The organism is Micromonospora sp. HB375, assembly GCF_017872985.1.
Classification (GTDB): Bacteria; Actinomycetota; Actinomycetes; order Mycobacteriales; family Micromonosporaceae; genus Micromonospora; species Micromonospora chalcea.
Window position 1 is genome coordinate 7003041 of the sequence record NZ_JAGGJO010000001.1, and the last position, 19997, is coordinate 7023037.

13 protein-coding genes and 1 pseudogene are annotated in these 19997 nt (G+C 73.7%); 12 read left to right on the top strand and 2 right to left on the bottom strand.

The window, feature by feature from the left end; translation table 11 throughout:
- Positions 1-54: 54 nt before the first annotated feature.
- From J3R08_RS31325 to J3R08_RS31360, 8 genes are all read left to right on the top strand, one after another.
- Positions 55-1848: an HSP90 family protein gene (locus J3R08_RS31325; protein ID WP_209963858.1), complete on the top strand. Its 1794-nt coding sequence runs from the start codon at positions 55-57 to the stop codon at positions 1846-1848.
- Positions 1841-4687, top strand: coding sequence for a hypothetical protein (locus J3R08_RS31330; RefSeq protein WP_209963861.1), 2847 nt, complete (start codon positions 1841-1843; stop codon positions 4685-4687). Before J3R08_RS31325 ends, J3R08_RS31330 begins: the two co-directional genes overlap by 8 nt.
- Positions 4688-4745: 58 nt before the next feature.
- Positions 4746-5378 (top strand): TetR/AcrR family transcriptional regulator, encoded by a 633-nt coding sequence (locus J3R08_RS31335; RefSeq protein ID WP_209963864.1) that lies wholly within the window; start codon positions 4746-4748, stop codon positions 5376-5378.
- A 58-nt stretch (positions 5379-5436) separates the two neighbouring features.
- The gene (locus J3R08_RS31340) at positions 5437-6774 is read left to right on the top strand and encodes an acetyl/propionyl/methylcrotonyl-CoA carboxylase subunit alpha (RefSeq protein WP_043330792.1); all 1338 of its coding nucleotides are present in this window, start codon (positions 5437-5439) and stop codon (positions 6772-6774) included.
- Between the two features lie 26 nt (positions 6775-6800).
- Entirely contained in the window at positions 6801-7721 is a 921-nt protein-coding gene (locus J3R08_RS31345) for a hydroxymethylglutaryl-CoA lyase (RefSeq protein WP_209963868.1), read from the top strand.
- Positions 7722-7908: 187 nt separating this feature from the next.
- Entirely contained in the window at positions 7909-9441 is a 1533-nt protein-coding gene (locus J3R08_RS31350) for an acyl-CoA carboxylase subunit beta (protein ID WP_043327635.1), read from the top strand.
- Positions 9442-9559: 118 nt separating this feature from the next.
- Positions 9560-10708 (top strand): acyl-CoA dehydrogenase family protein, encoded by a 1149-nt coding sequence (locus J3R08_RS31355; protein WP_043327634.1) that lies wholly within the window; start codon positions 9560-9562, stop codon positions 10706-10708.
- A gap of 101 nt (positions 10709-10809) precedes the next feature.
- On the top strand, positions 10810-13401 hold the full coding sequence (locus J3R08_RS31360) for a helix-turn-helix domain-containing protein (RefSeq protein WP_209963870.1): 2592 nt from the start codon (positions 10810-10812) through the stop codon (positions 13399-13401).
- Positions 13402-13664: 263 nt separating this feature from the next.
- Here J3R08_RS31360 and J3R08_RS31365 read toward each other — a convergent pair whose 3' ends face one another.
- On the bottom strand, positions 13665-14156 hold the full coding sequence (locus tag J3R08_RS31365; protein WP_043327632.1) for a MarR family winged helix-turn-helix transcriptional regulator: 492 nt from the start codon (positions 14154-14156) through the stop codon (positions 13665-13667).
- A gap of 101 nt (positions 14157-14257) precedes the next feature.
- On the opposite strand from J3R08_RS31365, the gene J3R08_RS31370 reads away from it, so the two are divergent.
- Together J3R08_RS31370 and J3R08_RS31375 are read left to right on the top strand one after the other, a co-directional pair.
- Entirely contained in the window at positions 14258-14839 is a 582-nt protein-coding gene (locus J3R08_RS31370) for a YceI family protein (RefSeq protein ID WP_209963872.1), read from the top strand.
- A gap of 252 nt (positions 14840-15091) precedes the next feature.
- The gene (locus J3R08_RS31375; RefSeq protein ID WP_043327630.1) at positions 15092-16570 is read left to right on the top strand and encodes a hypothetical protein; all 1479 of its coding nucleotides are present in this window, start codon (positions 15092-15094) and stop codon (positions 16568-16570) included.
- 504 nt (positions 16571-17074) lie between these two features.
- Here J3R08_RS31375 and J3R08_RS31380 read toward each other — a convergent pair.
- A pseudogene (locus J3R08_RS31380) lies at positions 17075-18271 on the bottom strand (hypothetical protein); the annotation flags it as partial.
- 104 nt (positions 18272-18375) lie between these two features.
- Between J3R08_RS31380 and J3R08_RS31385 the strand changes: the two are divergent.
- Together J3R08_RS31385 and J3R08_RS31390 are read left to right on the top strand one after the other, a co-directional pair.
- Positions 18376-19041, top strand: coding sequence for a PASTA domain-containing protein (locus tag J3R08_RS31385; protein ID WP_209963875.1), 666 nt, complete (start codon positions 18376-18378; stop codon positions 19039-19041).
- A gap of 98 nt (positions 19042-19139) precedes the next feature.
- On the top strand, positions 19140-19985 hold the full coding sequence (locus tag J3R08_RS31390) for a PASTA domain-containing protein (RefSeq protein ID WP_082931106.1): 846 nt from the start codon (positions 19140-19142) through the stop codon (positions 19983-19985).
- The last annotated feature ends 12 nt before the right edge of the window (positions 19986-19997 follow it).

Below are 19997 nucleotides of genomic sequence, written 5' to 3' on the forward strand. Positions count from 1 at the left end.
CACTGTCGGCGCTGACCGGTACGGTGAGCGCCGAAATCCGAACCGGGAGCGCGATTGGACCGCACCTTCCAGGTGGACCTCCGTGGCGTGGTCGACCTGCTCAGTCACCACCTGTACGGCAGCCCGCGCGTCTACGTGCGCGAGCTGCTCCAGAACGCCGTCGACGCGATCACCGCGCGCCGGTCCACCGAGCCGAACGCCCCGGCCCGGGTACGCATCGAGCCGCCCGAGCTGACCGGCGACGGCACCCTGCGCGTGCACGACACCGGCATCGGCCTGACCGAGGCGCAGGTGCACGAGCTGCTCGCCACCATCGGCCGCAGCTCCAAACGCGACGAGCTGGGCTTCTCCCGGCACGAGTTCCTCGGCCAGTTCGGCATCGGGCTGCTCTCCTGCTTCCTGGTCGCCGACGAGATCCGGGTGGTCACCCGGCACGCCGACGAGCCCACGGTGCTCTGGACGGGCTGGTCCGACGGCCGGTACGCGGTGCGGCTCGCCGAGCCGGAGCAGGCCCGCGACGAGCCCGGCACCACAGTGACGCTGGTGCCCCGGCGCGACGCCGACCAGTGGCTCGGCGTACCCACCGTCACCGAGCTGGCCCGCCTCTACGGCAGCCTGCTGCCGGTCGACATCCGGGTCGGCGACATGTCGACCACCTCCGGGCCGCCGCCGTGGCCCACCACACCCGGCGCGCCCGTCGACCGCGCCGGGCTCCAGCGGTACGCGCAAGAGCTGCTCGGGTTCGTCCCGTTCGACGTGGTGCCGCTGTCGGTGCCCGAGGCCGGCCTCACCGGAGTGGCGTTCATCCTGCCCACCGCGGTGAACCCGGCCGCCCGCGCCGGGCACCGGGTCTACCTCAAGCGAATGCTGCTCAGCGAGCACGCCGACGGGCTGCTGCCCGAGTGGGCCTTCTTCGCCCACTGCGTGGTCGACGCGAGCGAGCTGCGCCCGACCGCGAGCCGCGAGGCGCTCTACGAGGACGCGCTGCTCACCTCCGTTCGGGAGGCGCTCGGCGACCAGATCCGGGGCTGGCTGGTGCGGCTGGCCAAGCACGACCCGCGCCGGCTCGGCGAGTTCCTCCAGGTGCACCACCTCGGCGTCAAGGCGCTCGCGATGCACGACGACGAGATGCTGCGGCTGGTCGACCAATGGTGGCCGATGGACACCAACGTGGGCACGATGACGCTCGCCGAGTTCCGGCAGCGCCACGGCGTGCTCCGGTACGCCGCCGGCCTGGACGAGTTCCGCCAGCTCGCCGCCGTGGCCGCCGCGCAGGACCTGGCGGTGGTGAACGGCGGCTACACGTACGACACCGAGCTGATCGAGCGATTGCCCACAGTGGATCGATCGGTGCTCATCGAACGGCTGGAGCCGAGTGACCTCACCACCCGGTTCGAGATCCTCGACCCGGCGACCGAGCTGGCCCTGCGGCCGTTCCTGACCGGCGCGCAGCGGGCGCTGGAACGGCTCGGCTGCGAGGTCGTCATCCGGGCGTACGACCCGGTCTCGCTGCCCGCGCTCTACCTGGTGTCCCGCTCGGCCGCGTTCCACGACCAGCTCGCCGCCAGCCGGGACAAGGCCGACGAGCTGTGGGGCGGCGTGCTCGACGCGCTTGCCGCCTCCGCCCCGCCGGACCGCCCGCAACTCGTGCTCAACCACCGCAACCCGCTGGTCCGCCGGGTGACCACGCTCGCCGACCCGGAGCTGGTCGGGCTGGCCGTCGAGGCGCTCTACGGGCAGGCCCTGCTGCTCGGGCACCACCCGATCCGGGCGGCCGACGCCGCGCTGCTGAACAGTTCCTTCCTCGGCCTGCTCGGCCGGGCCGTATCGGGAGTGACCCGTGACTGACGACGACCTCTGGCGCATGCACCACGAGATCGAGACCATGCCGTACGGCCCGGGGCAGATCGCCGCGCTGGAACAACTGCTGCGCCGCGCCGACGCGGGCGACGACCGGCACCTCGCCTTCGCCGCCCGGGTCACCGGCACCACCGCGTACGTCTACGGCGGCGAACCGGCGAAGTCGTTCGTCACGTTCTCCTGGTGCCTGTCCGAGTACGACAAGGATCCGCAGCCCTACCACCAGGGCTACACGCACCAGCTGCTCTGGGCCTTCAAGTACATGGTCAACGCCATGGTGAAGTTCCCGGAGCTGCCGCTGGACCGGACGTACGCGGTGCTCGACGACATGGAGCGGCGCTACCGCGACGCCGGGCACTCGTTGCAGGCGGTCCACAAGCACCGCTACCTGGTCGCCGCGCACGTGGGCGATGAGGACGCGGCGGAGCAGTGGTACCGCAAGTGGATGACCACGCCCCGCGACACGCTCTCCGACTGCGCCGGCTGCGACCCGACCACGCAGGTCGCGCACCTGGTCCGGCTGGGCCGGCACGAGGAGGCGGTGGCCCTCGCCGAGCCGGTGCTCGCCGGTCGGCTGACCTGCAGCGAGCAGCCGCAGGGAATCCTCACCGCGCTGCTCACGCCCTACCGCGAGACCGGCCGGGGCGACGCCGCGCGGGACGCGCACCGGGAGGCGTACCGGCGGCTGCGTGGGCACCTGGCCAACCTGTGGGACGTCGCCGAGCACATCGAGTTCTGCACCGCGACCGGCAACGATGCCCGCGCGCTGGAGCTGGTCGAGCGGCACCTGGACTGGCTGGACCGGGCACCCACCCCGGCCGCCGCGATGCACTTCGCGGCCGCCGCGTCGGCGGCGCTGCGTCAGGTGCCGGCCGAGCTGACTGTGCACCGTCGCGCCTCCGGTGACCGGCCGGCCGCCGACGTGCCGGTGGGCGCGCTCGCCGACGAGCTGGCCGGTACGGCCACCGGACTGGCCGGGCGCTTCGACGCGCGTAACGGCACCACGCACCAGTCCGCGTTGATCGCCCGGAAGCTGGTGGCCGGGCCGGAGGGCGAGCACCTGCCGCTCTCCGCCAGCGTGCGCCGCCCGGTGGTGCCCGCGCCGCGTACCGCGCCGGACGACCGGGCGACGACCGAGCCGCCGGTCAGCGTGCCCGCCGACGCCGGCGCCGACGAGCTGCTGGCGCTGGCCGAGGAGTGCTGGCGCACCAACTGCCGGGAGGGGCTGGGCACCGTGCTGCGCGCGTACGACGAGCGGTACGGCGACGCCGACCTGCCGCCGGCCACCCGGGCGTGGCGGCTGGAGCTGCGGGCGGGCGAGTTGTCCCAGGAGGACGACGACGGCGTGGCGGTGGCGACCGCTGTCAACCGGGAGGCGCTGGCCGCGTGGCGGGAGGTGCCGGACCCGCTGCGGGCGCAGGTGGTGGCCGGGCGGCTCGGTGTGCTGCTGAGCATGACCGAGGAGAGCGCGGACGAGGGGCTGACGCTGGCCCGGGAGTCGGCCGCGTACCTGGCCGCGCACGGCGAACCGCGGGATCGGGCCGCCGGTTGGGACCGGCTCGCGCTCGCCCACGTGCACCGGGAGCGGTGGGCGGAGGCGCTCGACGCGCTCGACCGCGCCGACGCGGAGGCGGACGCCGATCCGTGGCTGGCCGGGCGGGTCGCGCTGCACCGCACGCACGTGCTGGAGCAGTTGGAGCGGGCCGAGGAGTTCCGGGACGCGGCGGCACGGTCCCGCCGGCTGGCCGGCGAGCTGGGCGACGCCGAGATGCTGACCAGCGCCTGCCTGGCGTACGCCCGCTCCACCGACGATCCGGCCGACGCGGTGGCCGCCTGCGACGAGGCGCTGACTGTCGCCCCGGCCGGCGCCCACCTGCCGCTGCGGGTGACCCGGGGCCGGGCGTTGCTGGCCGCCGACCGGGCCGGCGAGGCGGTGGACGATCTGGCCGAGGCGGTCACGCTCTGCGTCGAGCAGGGGCTGGAGGGCGACGCGCTGCTGCGCTGGGAGCTGGCCGAGGCGTACCGGATGGCCGGCCGGCTTGCCGAGGCCGCCGAGGTGGCCGAGGAGGCGGTGCTCGGGCTGGACCGGGCCGGCGCGCAGGCGGAGGCGGACCGGTGCCGGCACATGCTGTCGGGGATCTACGCGGGGCTCGGTGAGACGGATCTGGCGCTCGCGGTGCTCGACACGTTGGCGGAGAACCTGGACGGGCCGGACAATCTTCCCCGCCGGGCGCAGGTGCTGGAGGAGTCCGGCGGCCTGCTCTACGACGCCGACCGGGACGCGCTGGCCGCGCAGCGGTTCGCGGCGGCGGCCAGCGCGTGGCGGCTGGCCGGATTCCAGGTGGACGAGTTGCGGGCCCGGCGGCGGGAACTCCTCGCCCTGCACTGGGCCGGTGACCTGCCGGCCGCGGTGGCCGCGATCGAGGGGGTGGACGCCGCGGCGGCCGCGGTCTCCGGTCAGCCCGACGAGCCGCCCGTGGTCACGTACGAGCGGGCGATGGCCGCCGACGCGGTCGCCCGGGTGCTGATCGGCGAGGACCGGCTCACCGCCGCGCTGGACCGGCTGGAGGGTGTGCCGGGGCGGCTCCGGTCGATCGAGGCGTTCGGCGAGGCGGCGCAGGTCGAGGTGCTGACCGGCGAGCTGCTGCTGCGCGACGGCCGGCCGGAGCAGGCCGAAGGGCTGCTGCGTCCGGTGCTGGGTGGTCTGCCCACCGGCTCCCGGCCCGCCGCGCAGGCCGCCTGGCTGCTGGCCCGCGCGCTCGACGACCAGGGCCGGCCGGCCGAGGCGGCGACGGTCCGCGCCGAGCACGGCATCGAGGAGGACTGAGGCGACTGCCGGGTAACCGCGGCTGCTCTAGATCGACGCCGAGGTCTAGGCTGATCCGGTGGCGGTGGAACAGCAGGCACGGGGGACGGCGGGCACGGCCCGGCGCCGGTCCCGGCGGGACGAGATCCTGGAGATCGCGGTCGGCCTCTTCGCGGCGCGCGGCTACCACGGCGTGTCGATGGACGACATCGGCGCGGCGGCCGGCGTCACCGGGCCGGCTCTCTACCACCACTTCGCCGGCAAGGAGGCGATGCTCGTCGCCGCGCTGGTGCCGGTCAGCGAGGGGCTGCTCGCGGGCGGGCGGGAGCGGGCCGCCGGGCACCCGGACGACCCGCGTGGCGCGCTGGAGTCGCTGATCGACTTCCACGTCGAGTTCGCGCTGGCCAACCCGGCGGTGATCGCCCTGCACCTGCACGAGCTGGACCGCCTGCCGGACGAGCCGCGCCGGCGCATCCGCCGGCTTCAGCGGATGTACGTCGAGGAGTGGGTGACGGTGCTGACCGCGCTGCACCCCGGCCTGCCGGACGGCGCGGCCCGGGTGCTCGCCCACGCGGCGTTCGGCCTGATGAACTCGACGCCGTTCCTCGGTGGCGAGGTCGATCGCCGGCGCCGGGCCGAGCTGCTGCGCGGCGCGACGCTCGCGGCCCTGCTCGCGCCCACCGACCCGACCTACACGCCGCCCGGACCTTAACGCATGTTAAGAAGAGACCCCGGCTTTGCGTCGAGAAGGGGTCACGTCCGTGCAGAAGATGATCGAATCGTTGTTGGTCGCCAACCGGGGGGAGATCGCGCGCCGGATCATCCGTACCGGCAGGCGGCTCGGGATCCGGACGATCGCTGTGCACTCGGAGGCCGACGGCGCTCTGCCGTTCGTGACCGAGGCCGATGAGGCGGTCTGCGTCGGCCCGGCGAACCCGGCGCAGAGCTACCGGAACGTCGAGGCGATCCTCGAGGCCGCCCGCAGCACCGGCGCGCAGGCGATCCACCCCGGCTACGGCTTCCTGTCCGAGAACGCGGACTTCGCCCGTACCGTCGAGGGGTCGGGCCTGATCTGGGTCGGACCCGGCGCGGACGCGATCACCGCGATGGGCGACAAGATCAACGCCCGGAACCTGATGGCGGCGGCCGGGGTGCCGGTCGCGCCCGGCACCACCGAGCCGGCGGCCGACCTGGACGCGGCGGTCGCGGCGGCCGCGGAGATCGGCTACCCGGTGATGGTCAAGGCCGCCGCCGGTGGCGGTGGCATGGGCATGGGCGTGGCCGCCGACGAGGCGGCGCTGCGCACCGAGTACGACAAGGTCCGCGCGTTCGCGGAGCGGATGTTCGGCGACGGCTCGGTGCTGATCGAGCGGTACTTCCCCCGGGTACGCCATGTCGAGGTGCAGATCCTCGGCCTGGCCGACGGCCGGGTGGTGGCGCTCGGCGAGCGGGAGTGCTCGGTGCAGCGGCGCAACCAGAAGCTGGTCGAGGAGTCGCCGTCCCCGGCGGTCTCGCCGGAGCTGCGCGAGCGCTTCCTGGCCGCGGCGGTACGGGCCGGCGAGGCGGTGAACTACCGCAACGCGGGCACCGTGGAATGTCTGCTCGATCCTTCGACGCAGGAGTTCTTCTTCCTGGAGATGAACACGCGGCTGCAGGTCGAGCACCCGGTCACCGAGTACGTCTACGGCGTCGACCTGGTCGAGGAGCAGCTCCGGGTGGCGGCCGGGCTGGCACCGACGTTCGACCCGGACGCGCTCGCCCCGCGCGGCCACGCCATCGAGCTGCGGATCAACGCCGAGGACCCGAAGCGCTTCCTGCCCGGCCCGGGCGCGATCACCACCTGGAACGAGCCGGCCGGCGCCGGCGTACGGGTGGACTCCGGCTACGTCGCCGGCAACACGGTCACGCCGTTCTACGACAGCCTGATGGCCAAGCTGATCGTCAGCGGGGACACCCGCGAGGAGGCGGTCGAGCGGGCCCGGGCGGCGGTCGCCCAGTTCGAGATCGCCGGCCCGAAGTGCAACCTGCCGTTCTTCGCCGAGCTGCTGGAGAACCCGGAGTTCCTCTCCGGCGACTACGACACCGGCATCGTCTCCCGGATGCGCTGACCTTCGACCCGAACGAGGTGAACCTGATGGCGGAACTCCCCGACTCCGTGAGCATCCGTGAGGTCGGTCCCCGGGACGGCCTCCAGAACGAGGAGCCCATCCCCACCGACGCCAAGGTGCGGTTGCTCGACGCGCTGTCCCGTACCGGGGTGCGGCGCATCGAGGCCGTCTCCTTCGTCCACCCCCGCGCGATTCCGCAGATGGCCGACGCCGACGAGGTGTGGCAGCGGGCGGAGAAGGCCGACGGGGTGCGCTACTCCGCGCTGGTGCCGAACACCCGTGGCGCGCAGCGGGCGCTGGCCGCCGGCTTCACCGAGATCGAGGTGGTGGTCTCGGCCAGCGACACGCACAACCGGCGCAACGTCAACCGCTCCACCGACGAGTCGCTGGACGACATCGCCGAGCTGATCGACCTGCTGCACGGCGCGGGCGCGACCGCCGAGGTGATCGTGGCGACCAGCTTCGGCTGCCCCTACGAGGGCGACGTGGACCCCCGCCGGGTCGCCGCGATCGTGGACCGGGTCGCCCGCGACGGCGCCGACCGCGTCGCCTTCGGCGACACCACAGGCATGGGTACGCCCCGGCGCGTCCGTGAGCTGGTCACCGCGGTTCGGGACCGCAACGCCCACCTGCCGGTGCTGCTGCACTTCCACAACACCCGGGGCACCGCGCTGGCGAACATGCTCACCGCGATGGAGCTGGGCGTCACGGAGTTCGACGCCAGCGTGGGCGGTCTCGGCGGCTGCCCGTACGCGCCGGGGGCCAGCGGCAACCTGGCCACCGAGGAGGCGGTGCACATGCTGCACGACATGGGCATCGACACCGGCATCGACCTGGACGCCCTGATCGCTGCCGCCGAGCTGGCCGAGACCCTGGTGGGCAAGGCACTCCCGTCCGGAGTCCTCCGAGCCGGCCCCCGTACCCGCCTGACCCCCCTCCCCTCCTGACCGTTTCGCGCGTTGATCAAGGAGTTTGTGTCCTCATTCGGTCGCGCGGAGGACGCAAACTCCTTGATCACGGGAGTGGATGGGTGGGGGTGCGAGGAGCGGGTCGCCGGAGAGGGTGGCGGTGGGGTAGCCTAACGATCGTTCAGGTCGGTGGCGCCCTGCGCGGGCGGTGGCAACGGGAGTCGGCGTGACGCTCGACGGTGAGGCACTGGAGCAGCTGCGCAAGCGCGCCCGCGCCGGTGGTGCGGACAAGTACCACGCGGCGAACGCCGCGAAGGGCAAGCTGTTCGCCCGGGAGCGGGTGGCGTACCTGGTCGACGAGGGCTCCTTCGTCGAGGACGGGCTCTACGCCAACGCGATGGCCGACGGGCTGCCCGCCGACGGCGTCGTCACCGGCACCGCGACCATCGACGGCCGCCAGGTCTGCCTGATGGCGAACGACTCCACGGTCAAGGCCGGAAGCTGGGGCGCGCGTACCGTCGAGAAGATCATCCGGATCATCGAGCGGGCGTACGCGACCGGCGTGCCGATGGTCTACCTGGTCGACTCGGCCGGGGCCCGGATCACCGACCAGGTCGACCTGTTCCCCGGTCGGCGCGGCGCCGGGAAGATCTTCTGGAACCAGGTCCGCGCCTCCGGCTCGATCCCGCAGGTGTGCGCGCTGTTCGGGCCGAGCGCGGCGGGCGGGGCGTACATCCCGGCGTTCTGCGACGTGGTCGCCATGGTGGACGGCAACGCCAGCATGTACCTCGGCTCCGACCGGATGGTCGAGATGGTCACCGGCGAGAAGACCACGCTGGAGGCGATGGGCGGCGCCAAGGTGCACTGCGCCGAGTCCGGCGTCGGTCACTTCCTCTGCAAGACCGAGAACGACGCGCTCGACGTGGTACGGACCTACCTGTCGTACCTGCCGTCGAACTGGAAGCAGGACCCGCCCGCCGCCGACGCGGTGGACGCGCCGGAGAAGGCCGACCTGGCCGCGCTGGTGCCGGCCAGCGAGCGGCAGGCGTTCGACATGCGCCGGTACGTCAAGGGTCTGCTCGACTCCGGCAGCTTCTTCGAGATCCAGGCGCTGTGGGCCAAGGAGCTGACCATCGGGTTCGGCCGGCTGAACGGCGAGGTCGTCGGCGTGGTCGGCAACAACTCGATGTTCAAGGGCGGCGTGCTCTTCGTCGACTCGGCCGACAAGGCGACCCGGTTCGTGCAGCTCTGCGACGCGTTCAACGTGCCGCTGCTGTTCCTGTCCGACGTGCCCGGCTTCATGGTCGGCAGCGCGGTGGAGAAGCAGGGGATCATCAGGCACGGTGCGAAAATGATCACGGCGATCTCCGAGGCGACCGTACCCAAGATCTGTGTGGTGGTCCGCAAGGCGTACGGCGCGGGTCTCTACGCGATGGCCGGCCCCGGCTTCGAGCCGGACGCCACGATCGCGCTGCCCACCGCGAAGATCGCGGTGATGGGCGCGGAGGCCGCCGTCAACGCGGTCTACGCCAACAAGATCGCCGCCATCTCCGACGAGGCCGAGCGGGCCGCGTTCGTGGCCGCGAAGCGCGAGGAGTACGAGCGCGACATCGACGTGGTCCGCCTCGCCAGCGAGCTGGTGGTGGACGCGATCGTCGAGCCGCACGAGCTGCGCGCCGAGCTGGTACGCCGGTTCGCCGCCGCGCGCGGCAAGGAGCGGCACTTCTCCCGGCGCCGCCACGGAGTCACCCCCGTCTGACCCGGTAAGGAAGGGCCCCCTCTTAACGCCTGGTGCATGTAAAGGGGCCCCTCCTAACGCTTCAGCCGCTCACGGCGTCACGAGCGCCCGGCGGCCCGCCCTTTCCAGGAGGATCGACATGGACTTCCGGCTCGACGAGGAGCAGCAGGCGCTGCGGGAGAGCGTCCGGGAATTCGCCCGCGAGGTGGTCGCGCCCACCATCGCCGAGCACTACGAGCAGCACACCTTCCCGTACGAGATCGTCCGTCAGATGGGCAAGATGGGCCTGTTCGGGCTGCCGTTCGCGGAGGAGCACGGCGGTATGGGCGGCGACTACTTCGCGCTCTGCCTGGCCCTGGAGGAGCTGGCCCGGGTCGACTCCAGCGTGGCGATCACGCTGGAGGCCGCGGTGTCGCTCGGCGCGATGCCGATCTACCGGTTCGGCACCGAGGAGCAGAAGGCGCAGTGGTTGCCGAAGCTGCTCAGCGGTGAGGCGCTGGCCGGGTTCGGGCTCACCGAGCCGGGCACCGGGTCGGACGCGGGCGGCACCCGGACGCGGGCGGTCCTGGACGGCGACGAGTGGGTGATCAACGGCTCGAAGGCGTTCATCACCAACTCCGGCACCGACATCACCGCGCTGGTCACCGTCACCGCAGTCACCGGTACGCGGCCGGACGGCGGCAAGGAGCTGTCCACGATCATCGTGCCGTCGGGTACGCCCGGCTTCACCGTCGCGCCCGGCTACTCGAAGGTCGGCTGGACCGCGTCGGACACGCACGAGCTGACGTTCGACGACTGCCGGGTGCCGGCGGCCAACCTGCTCGGCGAGCGCGGCCGGGGCTTCGCCCAGTTCCTGCGCATCCTGGACGAGGGCCGGATCGCCATCGCGGCGCTCGCCGTCGGCCTGGCCCAGGGCTGCGTGGACGAGTCGATCAAGTACGCCAAGGAGCGCCAGGCGTTCGGTCAGCCGATCGGCAACTACCAGGCCATCCAGTTCAAGATCGCGGACATGGAGATGAAGGCGCACACCGCCCGGCTGGCCTACTACGACGCCGCCGCGCGGATGCTCGCCGGTGAGCCGTTCAAGCGCCAGGCGGCGATCGCCAAGCTGCACGCGAGCACCGTCGCGGTGGACAACGCCCGCGAGGCGACGCAGATCCACGGCGGGTACGGCTTCATGAACGAGTACCCGGTGGCCCGCTTCTGGCGCGATTCCAAGATCCTGGAGATCGGTGAGGGCACCAGCGAGGTGCAGCGCATGATCATCGCCCGTGACCTCGGCATGTGAGAGGCGCACTCGTCCGCATCCTGTCGGATAACGGCAGGGGACGGTCGGGTGGGTGACGATGGGCTGTGGAGCGTCGGAGTCGATCCGTACTCTTCGTGCCCATGACTCCGGATCATGACGGTGCGCGGAGCCCAGGCGGTCGCACCGGTCTGTCCGATCTGTTGCGCGGGCACCGGCTCGCCGCCGGCCTGACCCAGGCCGAGCTGGCGGGCCGGGCCGGCGTGGGCGTGCGGACGGTCCGCGATCTGGAGCGAGGGCGGGCCGTCCGCCCTCAGCGCACCACAGTGGACCTGCTGGCCGACGCGCTCGGCCTGGCCGGTGACGACCGGCGGGAGTTCGTCGCCACCGCCCGGCCCACGCCGGCCCGGCCCGGACCCCGCCTCCCCGACACCGCAGCCGCCGGACCGTCGGCCGCGCCGGTCGCGTTGCCCCAGCCCGTACCCCTGGTGGGCCGCGACCGGGACGTGGCCGAGGTGTCCGGTCTGCTCGACGCCCACCCGGTGGTGAGCCTGGTCGGGCTCGCCGGGGTCGGCAAGACCGCGCTCGCCGTCACTGTCGCGCACGCGGTGGCGGCCCGGCACCCGGGCGGTGTCAGCGGGGTGCTGGTCGGGGAGGGCTCGGACGTCGCCGACGTGCTCGCCGCGTCCGCGTCGGTGTTCGGTGTGAACCGGCTGGCCGACCTCGCCTGCCGGCTCGACGGCCGGCCGGCGTTGCTGGTCGTCGACGCGGTCGACCGGGCGCCCGAGCCGGTGGCCGGGGCGCTTCGCGCCCTGACCGCCGCCGCGCCGGATCTCCGGGTGCTGGTGACCGGCCGCCGCCCGGTCGGGTTGCCCGGCGAGCTGGTCCGCCCGGTCGCGCCGCTCGACGTGCCACCGGCGGACGCCGCGCCCGCCGACCGGGCCGACCTGGATCGCTGGCCCGCTGCGGCGCTGTTCGCCGCCCGCCTCGCCCAGGCCCGCCGCGAACCACCCACGGCGGCCGAGCTGCCGGCGCTCGCCGCGCTGGTACGCCGCCTCGGCGGGCTGCCGCTGGCGATCGAGCTGATGGCGGCTCGGGGACGCATCCTCGACGTCACCGAACTGCTCGACCGCTACGGCGACCGCGTGCTGGACCTGACCGGCGCCCATCCCGGGTGGGAGCCCGCCGCCGACCGATCGGCCGGCACGGTGACGCTGCGCGAGGCGGTGGCCAGCAGCTACCACCTGCTCGCGCCCGCCGACCGGGCCGCGTTGCGGCGGCTCTCCGCGTTCCGTAACCGCTGGTCGGTCGAGCTGGCCGAGGAGCTGCTCGCCGGGAGGCTGCTCGCCGGGGAGCTGCTCGCCGGTGGCGGCGAGCGGTGGGACGCGGCGCCGATGCTGGACCGGCTGCGCGAGCTGGGCCTGCTCAGCGTCCGGGGCACCGGCCCGTTCCGGTTCCGGTTGCTGGACGCGGTCCGTGACTTCGCGGCCGAGCAGGCCGACGTCGAGGGCGAGACCGCCGGGATCCGGCTCCGGCACGCCGCGGTGATCGCCAGGTTCGTCCACCGCACCGCGCCCGGGCTGGTGGGCGCACAGTTGTCCGGCGCGGTACGCCTGCTCGACGAGGCGACGAGCGACATCACCGCCGCCCTCGCGTACGCCGCCGAGCACGCGCCGGAGACGGCGCTGCTGCTGGCCGCGTCGCTGCCCCGGTGGTGGCGGCTGCGCGGGCGGGACGTCTCCGGCCGGCGCTGGCTGCGGCGGCTGCTGGCCGATCCGCGTACCGCCGGCACCCGGTCCACGCTGCGGGCCTGGGCGATGCTCGGCGCGGCCCGGCTGGCCGCCGAGCACGGCGCGGGCGCGGAGGAGTTGCCGGCCGCCCGGGCCGCGCTCGTCATCTTCGCCGAGGCGGGTGACGTGGTCGGGGAGCTGTCGGCCCGGTCCGTTCTCTGCGTGCTGCTGCGCGGGCTCGGTGCGCACGACGAGGCCCGTGAGCAGGCCGAGGCCGCGCTGGCGACGGCCACCCGCCACGGCCGGGTACGCGAAATGGCCGTTGCCCAGTCGCACCTCACCTGGCACGACGTACGCGCGGCGCGGCTGGCCGACGCCCGGCGGCGGCTGGCCACCGTGGACCGCCTGGCGGCGCAGTGCGGCGACCGGCGCCTGCGCCTGCTGGCGCGGGCCGATCAGGCCGAGCTGACCCGTCTGGAGGGCCGGTACGCGGAGGCGGTCGAGCAGGGCCGCCGGGTGGCGACCGCGCTCGCCGAGCTGGGCGATCCCCGCCGACAGCGACGGACGGTCGGCAAGGTCGCGCTGGCGCTCGCCGGCCAGGGCCGGGGCGACGAGGCGCTGGCCGCGGCCGCCGAGCTGTGGCCCTCGGGTGCGGTGCCGGGCCAGCGTCGGCCGCCGGTCATGGAGAGCCTGAATCCACCCGGCGCGGTGGCGGACGCACGCGCCGAGGACGCGCTGCGTGGGCTGATCGAGGGGCACGTGGCGCTGCGCCGGGGGGACCGGGAACTGGCGGTGGAGTGGTTCGCGGCGGCGGCCGACGCGGCGGCGGGCGGCGCGGGCCGGCGCGACCTGGTCGAGGCGCTCGTGGGGCTGGCGGTCAGCAGCGGGGACCCGGCCGTGCTGGACCGCCTGGACGCCGCTCGGCGGGCCACCGGCGTCAGCCTGCTGCCGCAGGAGGAGGAACTGCTCTTCTCCCTGGTGGCCCGGCGTCAGAAGGCACGCTGACCAGCTGCCGCGTGCGCCAGGAGGCGGAGGGCGCGGGGGTGGCGCGAACGAAGTAGCCCCCTGGTGCTGCCCCTCGCTCGACGCTCGCGCCAGCACCCCCCGGTGCCCCCCGCTCCGGGAAGACTACCGATGGGCTGCAAGAGATATGGGGGCTTTTGCGCCCTTTTGCCCGACTGTTTGAGCGGTTCTGCCGGTCATTCTGCCGGTGACCCGCCGGTATCAATCGGCGGACAGTGGAGCTGTGGACCGTCGGCAGTGGACCGTCAGGCGGCGTCCTCGTCCGGCTCGGTGCTGCCGGCCGTGGCGCCCGGGTGGACCGCGTCCCGGACCCGGCGCAGCCCGTCCAGCAGCCCGTCGAGCTGGCTCGGGTCGAGCTGGCCGGTGAACCACTGCTCGATGATCCGCAGGTGGCCGGGAAGGATGGCGTCCAGCCGGCTCAGGCCCGCGGCGGTCACCACCGCGAAGGAGCTGCGGCGGTCGGACGGGCAGGCGCGCCGGCGGATCAGCCCGTCCCGCTCCATCCGGTCCACCACGCGGGTCACGCCGCTGGTGGAGAGCGAGGTCTGCGCCGCCAGGTCGGTCATCCGCAGCTGGTTGTTGGGTGAGCGGGCGAGTCGGGTGAGCACCTCGAACTCGACCGGGGAGAGGCCGTGCTCGTCGAACTGGGCGGCGAACCGGGCGGAGAGCCCGGCGTGCGCCTCGACGAGGAGGCCGACGGCGGTGATCCGGGGATCGTCGAACACGTTCTGGTCCACGCCACCATCCTAGCAACACTTGACACAGGGAATATTGCTGTAGCTATAGTTGCTCAGTCAGTCGTTGGGATACTAAACCGTTTTCCCCGGAGGAGAGCACCATGACCAGCAGCACCGAGGCGACTACCCGCGACTGGGAGGGTCTCACCATCCCCACCCCCGGCACCTATCTTCTGGATGCCGCGCACAAGCGTGTCGGATTCGTCGCCCGGCACATGATGGTCAGCAAGGTACGCGGTGAGTTCGCCGACGCGACCGCCACCATCACCATCGCCGACGACCCGATGCAGTCCACGGTCACCGCCAGCATCCAGGCCGCCAGCATCAACACCGCACAGGCGGACCGCGACGCGCACCTGCGCAGCCCGGAGTTCCTCGACGTCGAGCAGTACCCGACGCTGGAGTTCCGCAGCACCGAGGTGAAGTCCCGCGACGGCAACGAGTTCGTGCTCGTCGGCGAGCTGACCATCAAGGGCGTGACCCGTCAGGTCGAGCTGGAGGTCGAGTTCGAGGGCGCCGGCCGCAGCCCCTTCGGGCAGGACATCTTCGGCTTCTCCGCCTCCACCGAGATCGACCGCGAGGACTTCGGCCTGACCTGGAACGTGGCGCTGGAGACCGGCGGCGTCCTGGTCGGCCGCAAGGTCAAGATCGAGATCGAGGGTGAGGCCATCCGCCAGGGCTGAGCCCGGCCAGGCCCGCGGGGCCCGCACCGTCCGCCGACGGTGCGGGCCCTTCCCGTGTACGCGCAGCGGGTGCGAATCGTCACCCGATGTTCTCCGGCCGACCGCGCTGGTGGGGGTGCCGACGGGGTACAGGTGCAGATCTGCCGCCCGTACAGCGGGCTGCGGACGGGGCGCACTTACGCGCACCACGTGAATGGTTCACAATGCGTTGCGGAACGGTACGGTTCCGTCGCACCGGCGTCGGGAGGACACATGGGCAGAGACGTCGACCAGGGCGCCTTCTCCCGCGAGGATCGGGTCCGCTACCGGCAGAAGGTCCGGCGCTGCCTGGACGTCTTCGCACTGATGCTCGACGACTTCGGCTTCGACGCCGACCGGCCGATGACCGGGCTGGAGATCGAGCTGAACCTGATCGACGCCGCCGCCGAACCCGCCATGCGCAACGACCAGATCCTGGCCGACATCGCCGACCCGCTGTTCCAGACCGAGCTGGGGCAGTTCAACCTCGAACTGAACGCCTCACCCCGGCTGATCGAGGGCAGCGGCTTCGCCGACTACGAGCAGGACCTGCGCAGCAGCCTCAGCCGCGCCGACGAGCGGGCCGCCAAGTCCGACGCGACGATCATGATGGTCGGCATCCTGCCCACGCTCACCGAACGCCACCTGGTCGCCGACAACCTCTCCACGAACGAGCGGTACCGCGTCCTCAACGACCAGATCGTGGGCGCCCGGGGCGAGGACATCGAGCTGGACATCAACGGCGTCGAGCGGCTGCGTACGCACACCGACTCGATCGCGCCGGAGGCCGCCTGCACCAGCCTCCAGTTCCACCTGCAGGTCGCGCCGGACAGCTTCGCCGACTACTGGAACGCGTCCCAGGCGATCGCCGGCGTCCAGGTCGCCGTCGGGGCCAACTCGCCGTTCCTCTACGGCCGGCAGCTCTGGGCGGAGACCCGGATCGCGCTGTTCCAGCAGGCCACCGACACCCGCCCGGACGAGCTGAAGGCCCAGGGAGTACGCCCCCGGGTGTGGTTCGGGGAGCGCTGGATCACCTCGATCTTCGACCTGTTCGAGGAGAACGTCCGCTACTTCCCGCCGCTGCTGCCGATCTGCGAGGACGAGGACCCGGTCGAGGTGCTGCACGCCGGGGGCGTGCCCCAGCTCGGTGAGCTGCGGCTGCACAACGGCACCGTCTACCGCTGGAACCGGCCGGTCTACGACATCATGAACGACCGCCCGCACCTGCGGGTCGAGAACCGGGTGCTGCCCGCCGGCCCGACAGTGGTGGACATGCTCGCCAACGCGGCCTTCTACTTCGGGCTGGCCCGCGGCCTCGCCGAGGCGGACCGTCCCATCTGGAGCCAGCTGACGTTCAGCTCGGCGGAGGAGAACTTCCACGCCGCCGCCCGGCGCGGCATCGAGGCGGTCCTGCACTGGCCGCGCCTCGGCGACGTACCGGTGACCAAGCTCGTCCTCGAGACGCTGCTCCCGGTGGCCGAGCAGGGGCTGGACCGGTTCGGCGTCGCCCCGGCCGAGCGGGACCGCCTGCTGGGCGTGATCGAGGGCCGTTGCCGTACCGGCCGCAACGGCGCGGTCTGGCAGACCGAGACGGTGTGGGCGGCCGAGCGGCACCGCGGCCTGGACCGCGAGGCCGCCCTGCACCACATGGTCAAGCGCTACGCCGAACTCCAGCGCAGCAACGAGCCCGTACACACCTGGCCCGCCGACTAACCCCGCCCCCGCCCCCGCCCCCGCCCTCCCGCCCCCGCCTCGCCGATCTTGGAGTTGTGGCGCCCGGGATGCCCTTGTTGGGCGGTTTGGGAGGCACCACAACTCCAAGATCGATGGGAGTGGGCGGGATTCGGGCGAGCGCTGAGGAGCCTCGGGGTACTACGAGGGCTTGTCTGAACGTGACGAGGGACCGTCCTGGCTGGTCTGCGGGTGGTCCAGGGCTTCGGGCTGGCGCTGCGGCGGGACGGCCCGACCCCGACGGCCGGTAGCCGACCGGGTGGCACGGCCCTTCTCCGTTCCGGTCCGGCCGACGGCTACGCCAGGCTCGGCTGCGGCCGTCGCCTCACGCGTGCCGGCCGAGGTGTCCGGTGCCTTGTCCGTCCCGGCCGCCCAGTCCGCCGACCGGTCCGACGCTGACCGGTCCGACGCTGACCGGTCCGACGCTGACCGGTCCGACGCCGACCGGTCCGACGCTGACCGGTCCGACGCTGACCGGCCGACCGCTGACGGGCTCGACGGATCTGCCGCCGACGGACCCGACGTGCCGACCGCTGACGGGCTTGACGGATCTGCCGCTGACGGGCGGGCCTTCCGCGCCCCGAACAATCCGGTCGAGCGCCGGCGCGCCACACCCGACGGGCGCTCACCGGAGCTGCCCGCCGACGACGTGCCGGACGGGTCCGACGCGGATCCGGCCGGCTCCGACGGCCCGTCCTTCGAGGCCGGGTCGCCGGTCGCCAGGTCGCCGGTCGCCGGGTCGGCCTCGCCGACGACCGGGTCCGGCTCGCCGGTGCGCTGGCGCGGAACGGTGACCCGCTCGGCGGCGCGACGCTCGGCGCGCTGGGCGAGCGCGGCCGTCAGCATCGAGCCGCCGACACCGGCGATCACCGCGTACGGGGCGATCAGGTGGGCCGACAACTGCTCGGCGGCGATCCCGGCGAGCCGCGGTACGGCGAGCAGGTACGCCAGTGCCACGAGCAGCGGTCCGGCCGCTCCGGAGGCGGCCGCGCCGACCCGTACCTCGGCGGCGCGGGCCGCGCGCCGGGCCGCCAGCACGCCGATCACGAGCGCGGAGAGCACCGACAGCAGCGCGCCGGGCCAGTAGAAGTAGTCGCGGATCCAGAACGCGCCTCGGTCCGCGCTGATCTGCCAGATGCCGAGTTGGGCGGTGGTCAGGCCACGGCCGGCGATCACCCCGTCGACCACCGACACGACGGCGAGCAGCCAGAGCCAGCCCGAGGTGGCGATGAGGTTGGTGGCGGCGGCGCGGGTGTGCAGCGCCCAGGTGGCGAGCAGCATCCCGAGAAGCAGTCCGGCTCCCGCGTACGCGGCGGCGACGGTCTGCGGCGCGGACACGTCCGGCACCTGGGCCGCCCGCGCCGGCACCGCCACCAGCAGTACGGTGACGAGCGCGCCGACAGCTGCGGCGAGCACCAGCGCGAACCGGGGCGGCCGGCCCTGCGACTCGTCGTCCCGGCCCCGCAGGCGCTGGGCGCAGACCGCGCCGGCGATGACCGAGGTCGCCGCGATCCAGGTCGCCCACGCGAGGCTCGCCACCCAGGCCGCCTCGATCCGTACCGCGCCGGTCGGCGCCCAGTTGATGATGCCCAACCCGTACCCGAAACCGAGCTGCGCGGCGCCCGCGCCGGCAGCGACGCCGAGCGCGGCGGCGGTCGATCCTCCCCAGCCCCGACTGACCATGCCGGGGAGCGTAACGTCCCGAGGTCGGCGCGGCGAGTCGTGGCGACACGCCGTGACCGTTTGGCAGCGGTGGATACGGTCGTCGATGAGCGGGGGCGGGGGACATGACGGACGAGCGGCGACCGGACGGCGACGGCACCGGCCCGGGACGGGCCCGGCTGTTCCTCGGGGGTGGCCTGGCAGTGGTTCTGCTGGCGGTGATCGGGGGCAGCGCCGGCTGGATCCTGGCCGGCGACCCGGACCGTCCGGCCGCCTCCGGCGAGGCCACGCCGGTTGTCACCGCCTCGACGTCCGCGCCGGCCACCACGCCTCCCGCGACCACGGCCCCGACCGGTACGCGGACGAGCACGCCCGCCGGGCTCACCGTGCCCGAGGTGGTCGGCGTCGACTTCGAGCAGGCCCGCCGGGAGTTGCGTGACCGCCGGCTCGGCTGGCGACTGGTCTTCGGCACCGGCGCCGGACGCTCGGTGGAGCGCGCCTCCCCGGCGCCGGGTACGCCGGTGAAGCGCGGCGTCACCGTCTCCCTGTTCGTGACCGGACCGGCTCCGGCGGTCAGCGTGCCCGACGTGGGTGCGCTGTCCTGCTCCGACGCCGCTGACGATCTGGTGGACGCCGGGCTCTATCCCCGGTACGCCACTGGTCGCCAGGGCCCGGTCACGACACAGGAGCCGGTCGCGGGCAGCCCGGCGCGGTGGAACGACCAGGTGGTGCTGACCTGCGGCGACACCCGGTCCGAGTCGCCGTCCGCCACCCCGTCGCCGACTGGCTGACCGGCGCGGGCGCGCTGATCCCGGCCGACCTGGCGGTGGCCCGTTACGGTGGACGATCGAGGGCCGTGCGCCCCGTCCCGGTGGGGAAAGGACGTGCCATGAGCGACGACCGTCAGGATCCTCCCGCCGGTGACGCGGACGAGACCCGCGCCATGCCCCGGCATCCGGCCGGGGAGGACGCCGACGCCACCCGCGCGATGCCGCGCGACTCGGGCGGAGAGGACGTCGACGCGACCCGCGCCATGCCGCGCAATGCCGCCGGGAGCGACGAGACCCGGGCGATGCCGCCGGACGCGGGCGGTGACGCAACCCGTCCGCTGCCCGGCGGGCCGTCGCGGCGTCCGTTGGACGCCACCGCACCGCAGGAGCCGGTGGGCGCCTGGTCCGGCCGGGCCGGGGTGCCGCCGCCGCGACCGGCCGGCTATCCCGAGCCCGGGGGCGAGTGGTACGGCGACGAGCAGGCCGGACGCCGTTGGTGGATGCCGATCCTGCTGGGCATCCTGGCGCTGCTCCTGCTGGGGTTGATCGGGGCGGGGGTGTGGCTGGCGCTGCGCGCCGCCGACCGGGATTCGGATCCGGGCACGGTGCCGTCGGCGGTGCCGAGCACCTCGGCGCAGACCAGTGCCGCCCCGACGAGCGCCGCGCCGAGCAGTTCCCCGCCGAGCACGCCACCCACGACCGAGGCGGTCGAGGTGCCGATGCCACCGCTTGTGGGGCTGCCGGAGGCCGCCGCCCGGGCGGCGCTCGACCGGCTGGACGTGGACTACCGGGTGCAGCGGCGGGCGTCGGACCGGCCGGCCGGCACGGTGATCTCGACCGATCCGGAGGCCGGCTACCCGGTGGGCGAGGACGACCGGGTCACCATCGTGGTGGCCGTACCCGCGCCGCCGACCGCCGGCCCGAGCTCGCCGGGTTCCGCCCCGGCGACCACCACCACGCCCTGACGTCCACGACCG

Coding starts and splice junctions, on each gene's coding strand:
- J3R08_RS31340 (WP_043330792.1), top strand. CDS start 5,437: ATGATCGAATCGTTGTTGGTCGCCAACCGGGGGGAGATCGCGCGCCGG.
- J3R08_RS31345 (WP_209963868.1), top strand. CDS start 6,801: ATGGCGGAACTCCCCGACTCCGTGAGCATCCGTGAGGTCGGTCCCCGG.
- J3R08_RS31355 (WP_043327634.1), top strand. CDS start 9,560: ATGGACTTCCGGCTCGACGAGGAGCAGCAGGCGCTGCGGGAGAGCGTC.
- J3R08_RS31360 (WP_209963870.1), top strand. CDS start 10,810: ATGACTCCGGATCATGACGGTGCGCGGAGCCCAGGCGGTCGCACCGGT.
- J3R08_RS31370 (WP_209963872.1), top strand. CDS start 14,258: ATGACCAGCAGCACCGAGGCGACTACCCGCGACTGGGAGGGTCTCACC.
- J3R08_RS31375 (WP_043327630.1), top strand. CDS start 15,092: ATGGGCAGAGACGTCGACCAGGGCGCCTTCTCCCGCGAGGATCGGGTC.
- J3R08_RS31385 (WP_209963875.1), top strand. CDS start 18,376: ATGACGGACGAGCGGCGACCGGACGGCGACGGCACCGGCCCGGGACGG.
- J3R08_RS31390 (WP_082931106.1), top strand. CDS start 19,140: ATGAGCGACGACCGTCAGGATCCTCCCGCCGGTGACGCGGACGAGACC.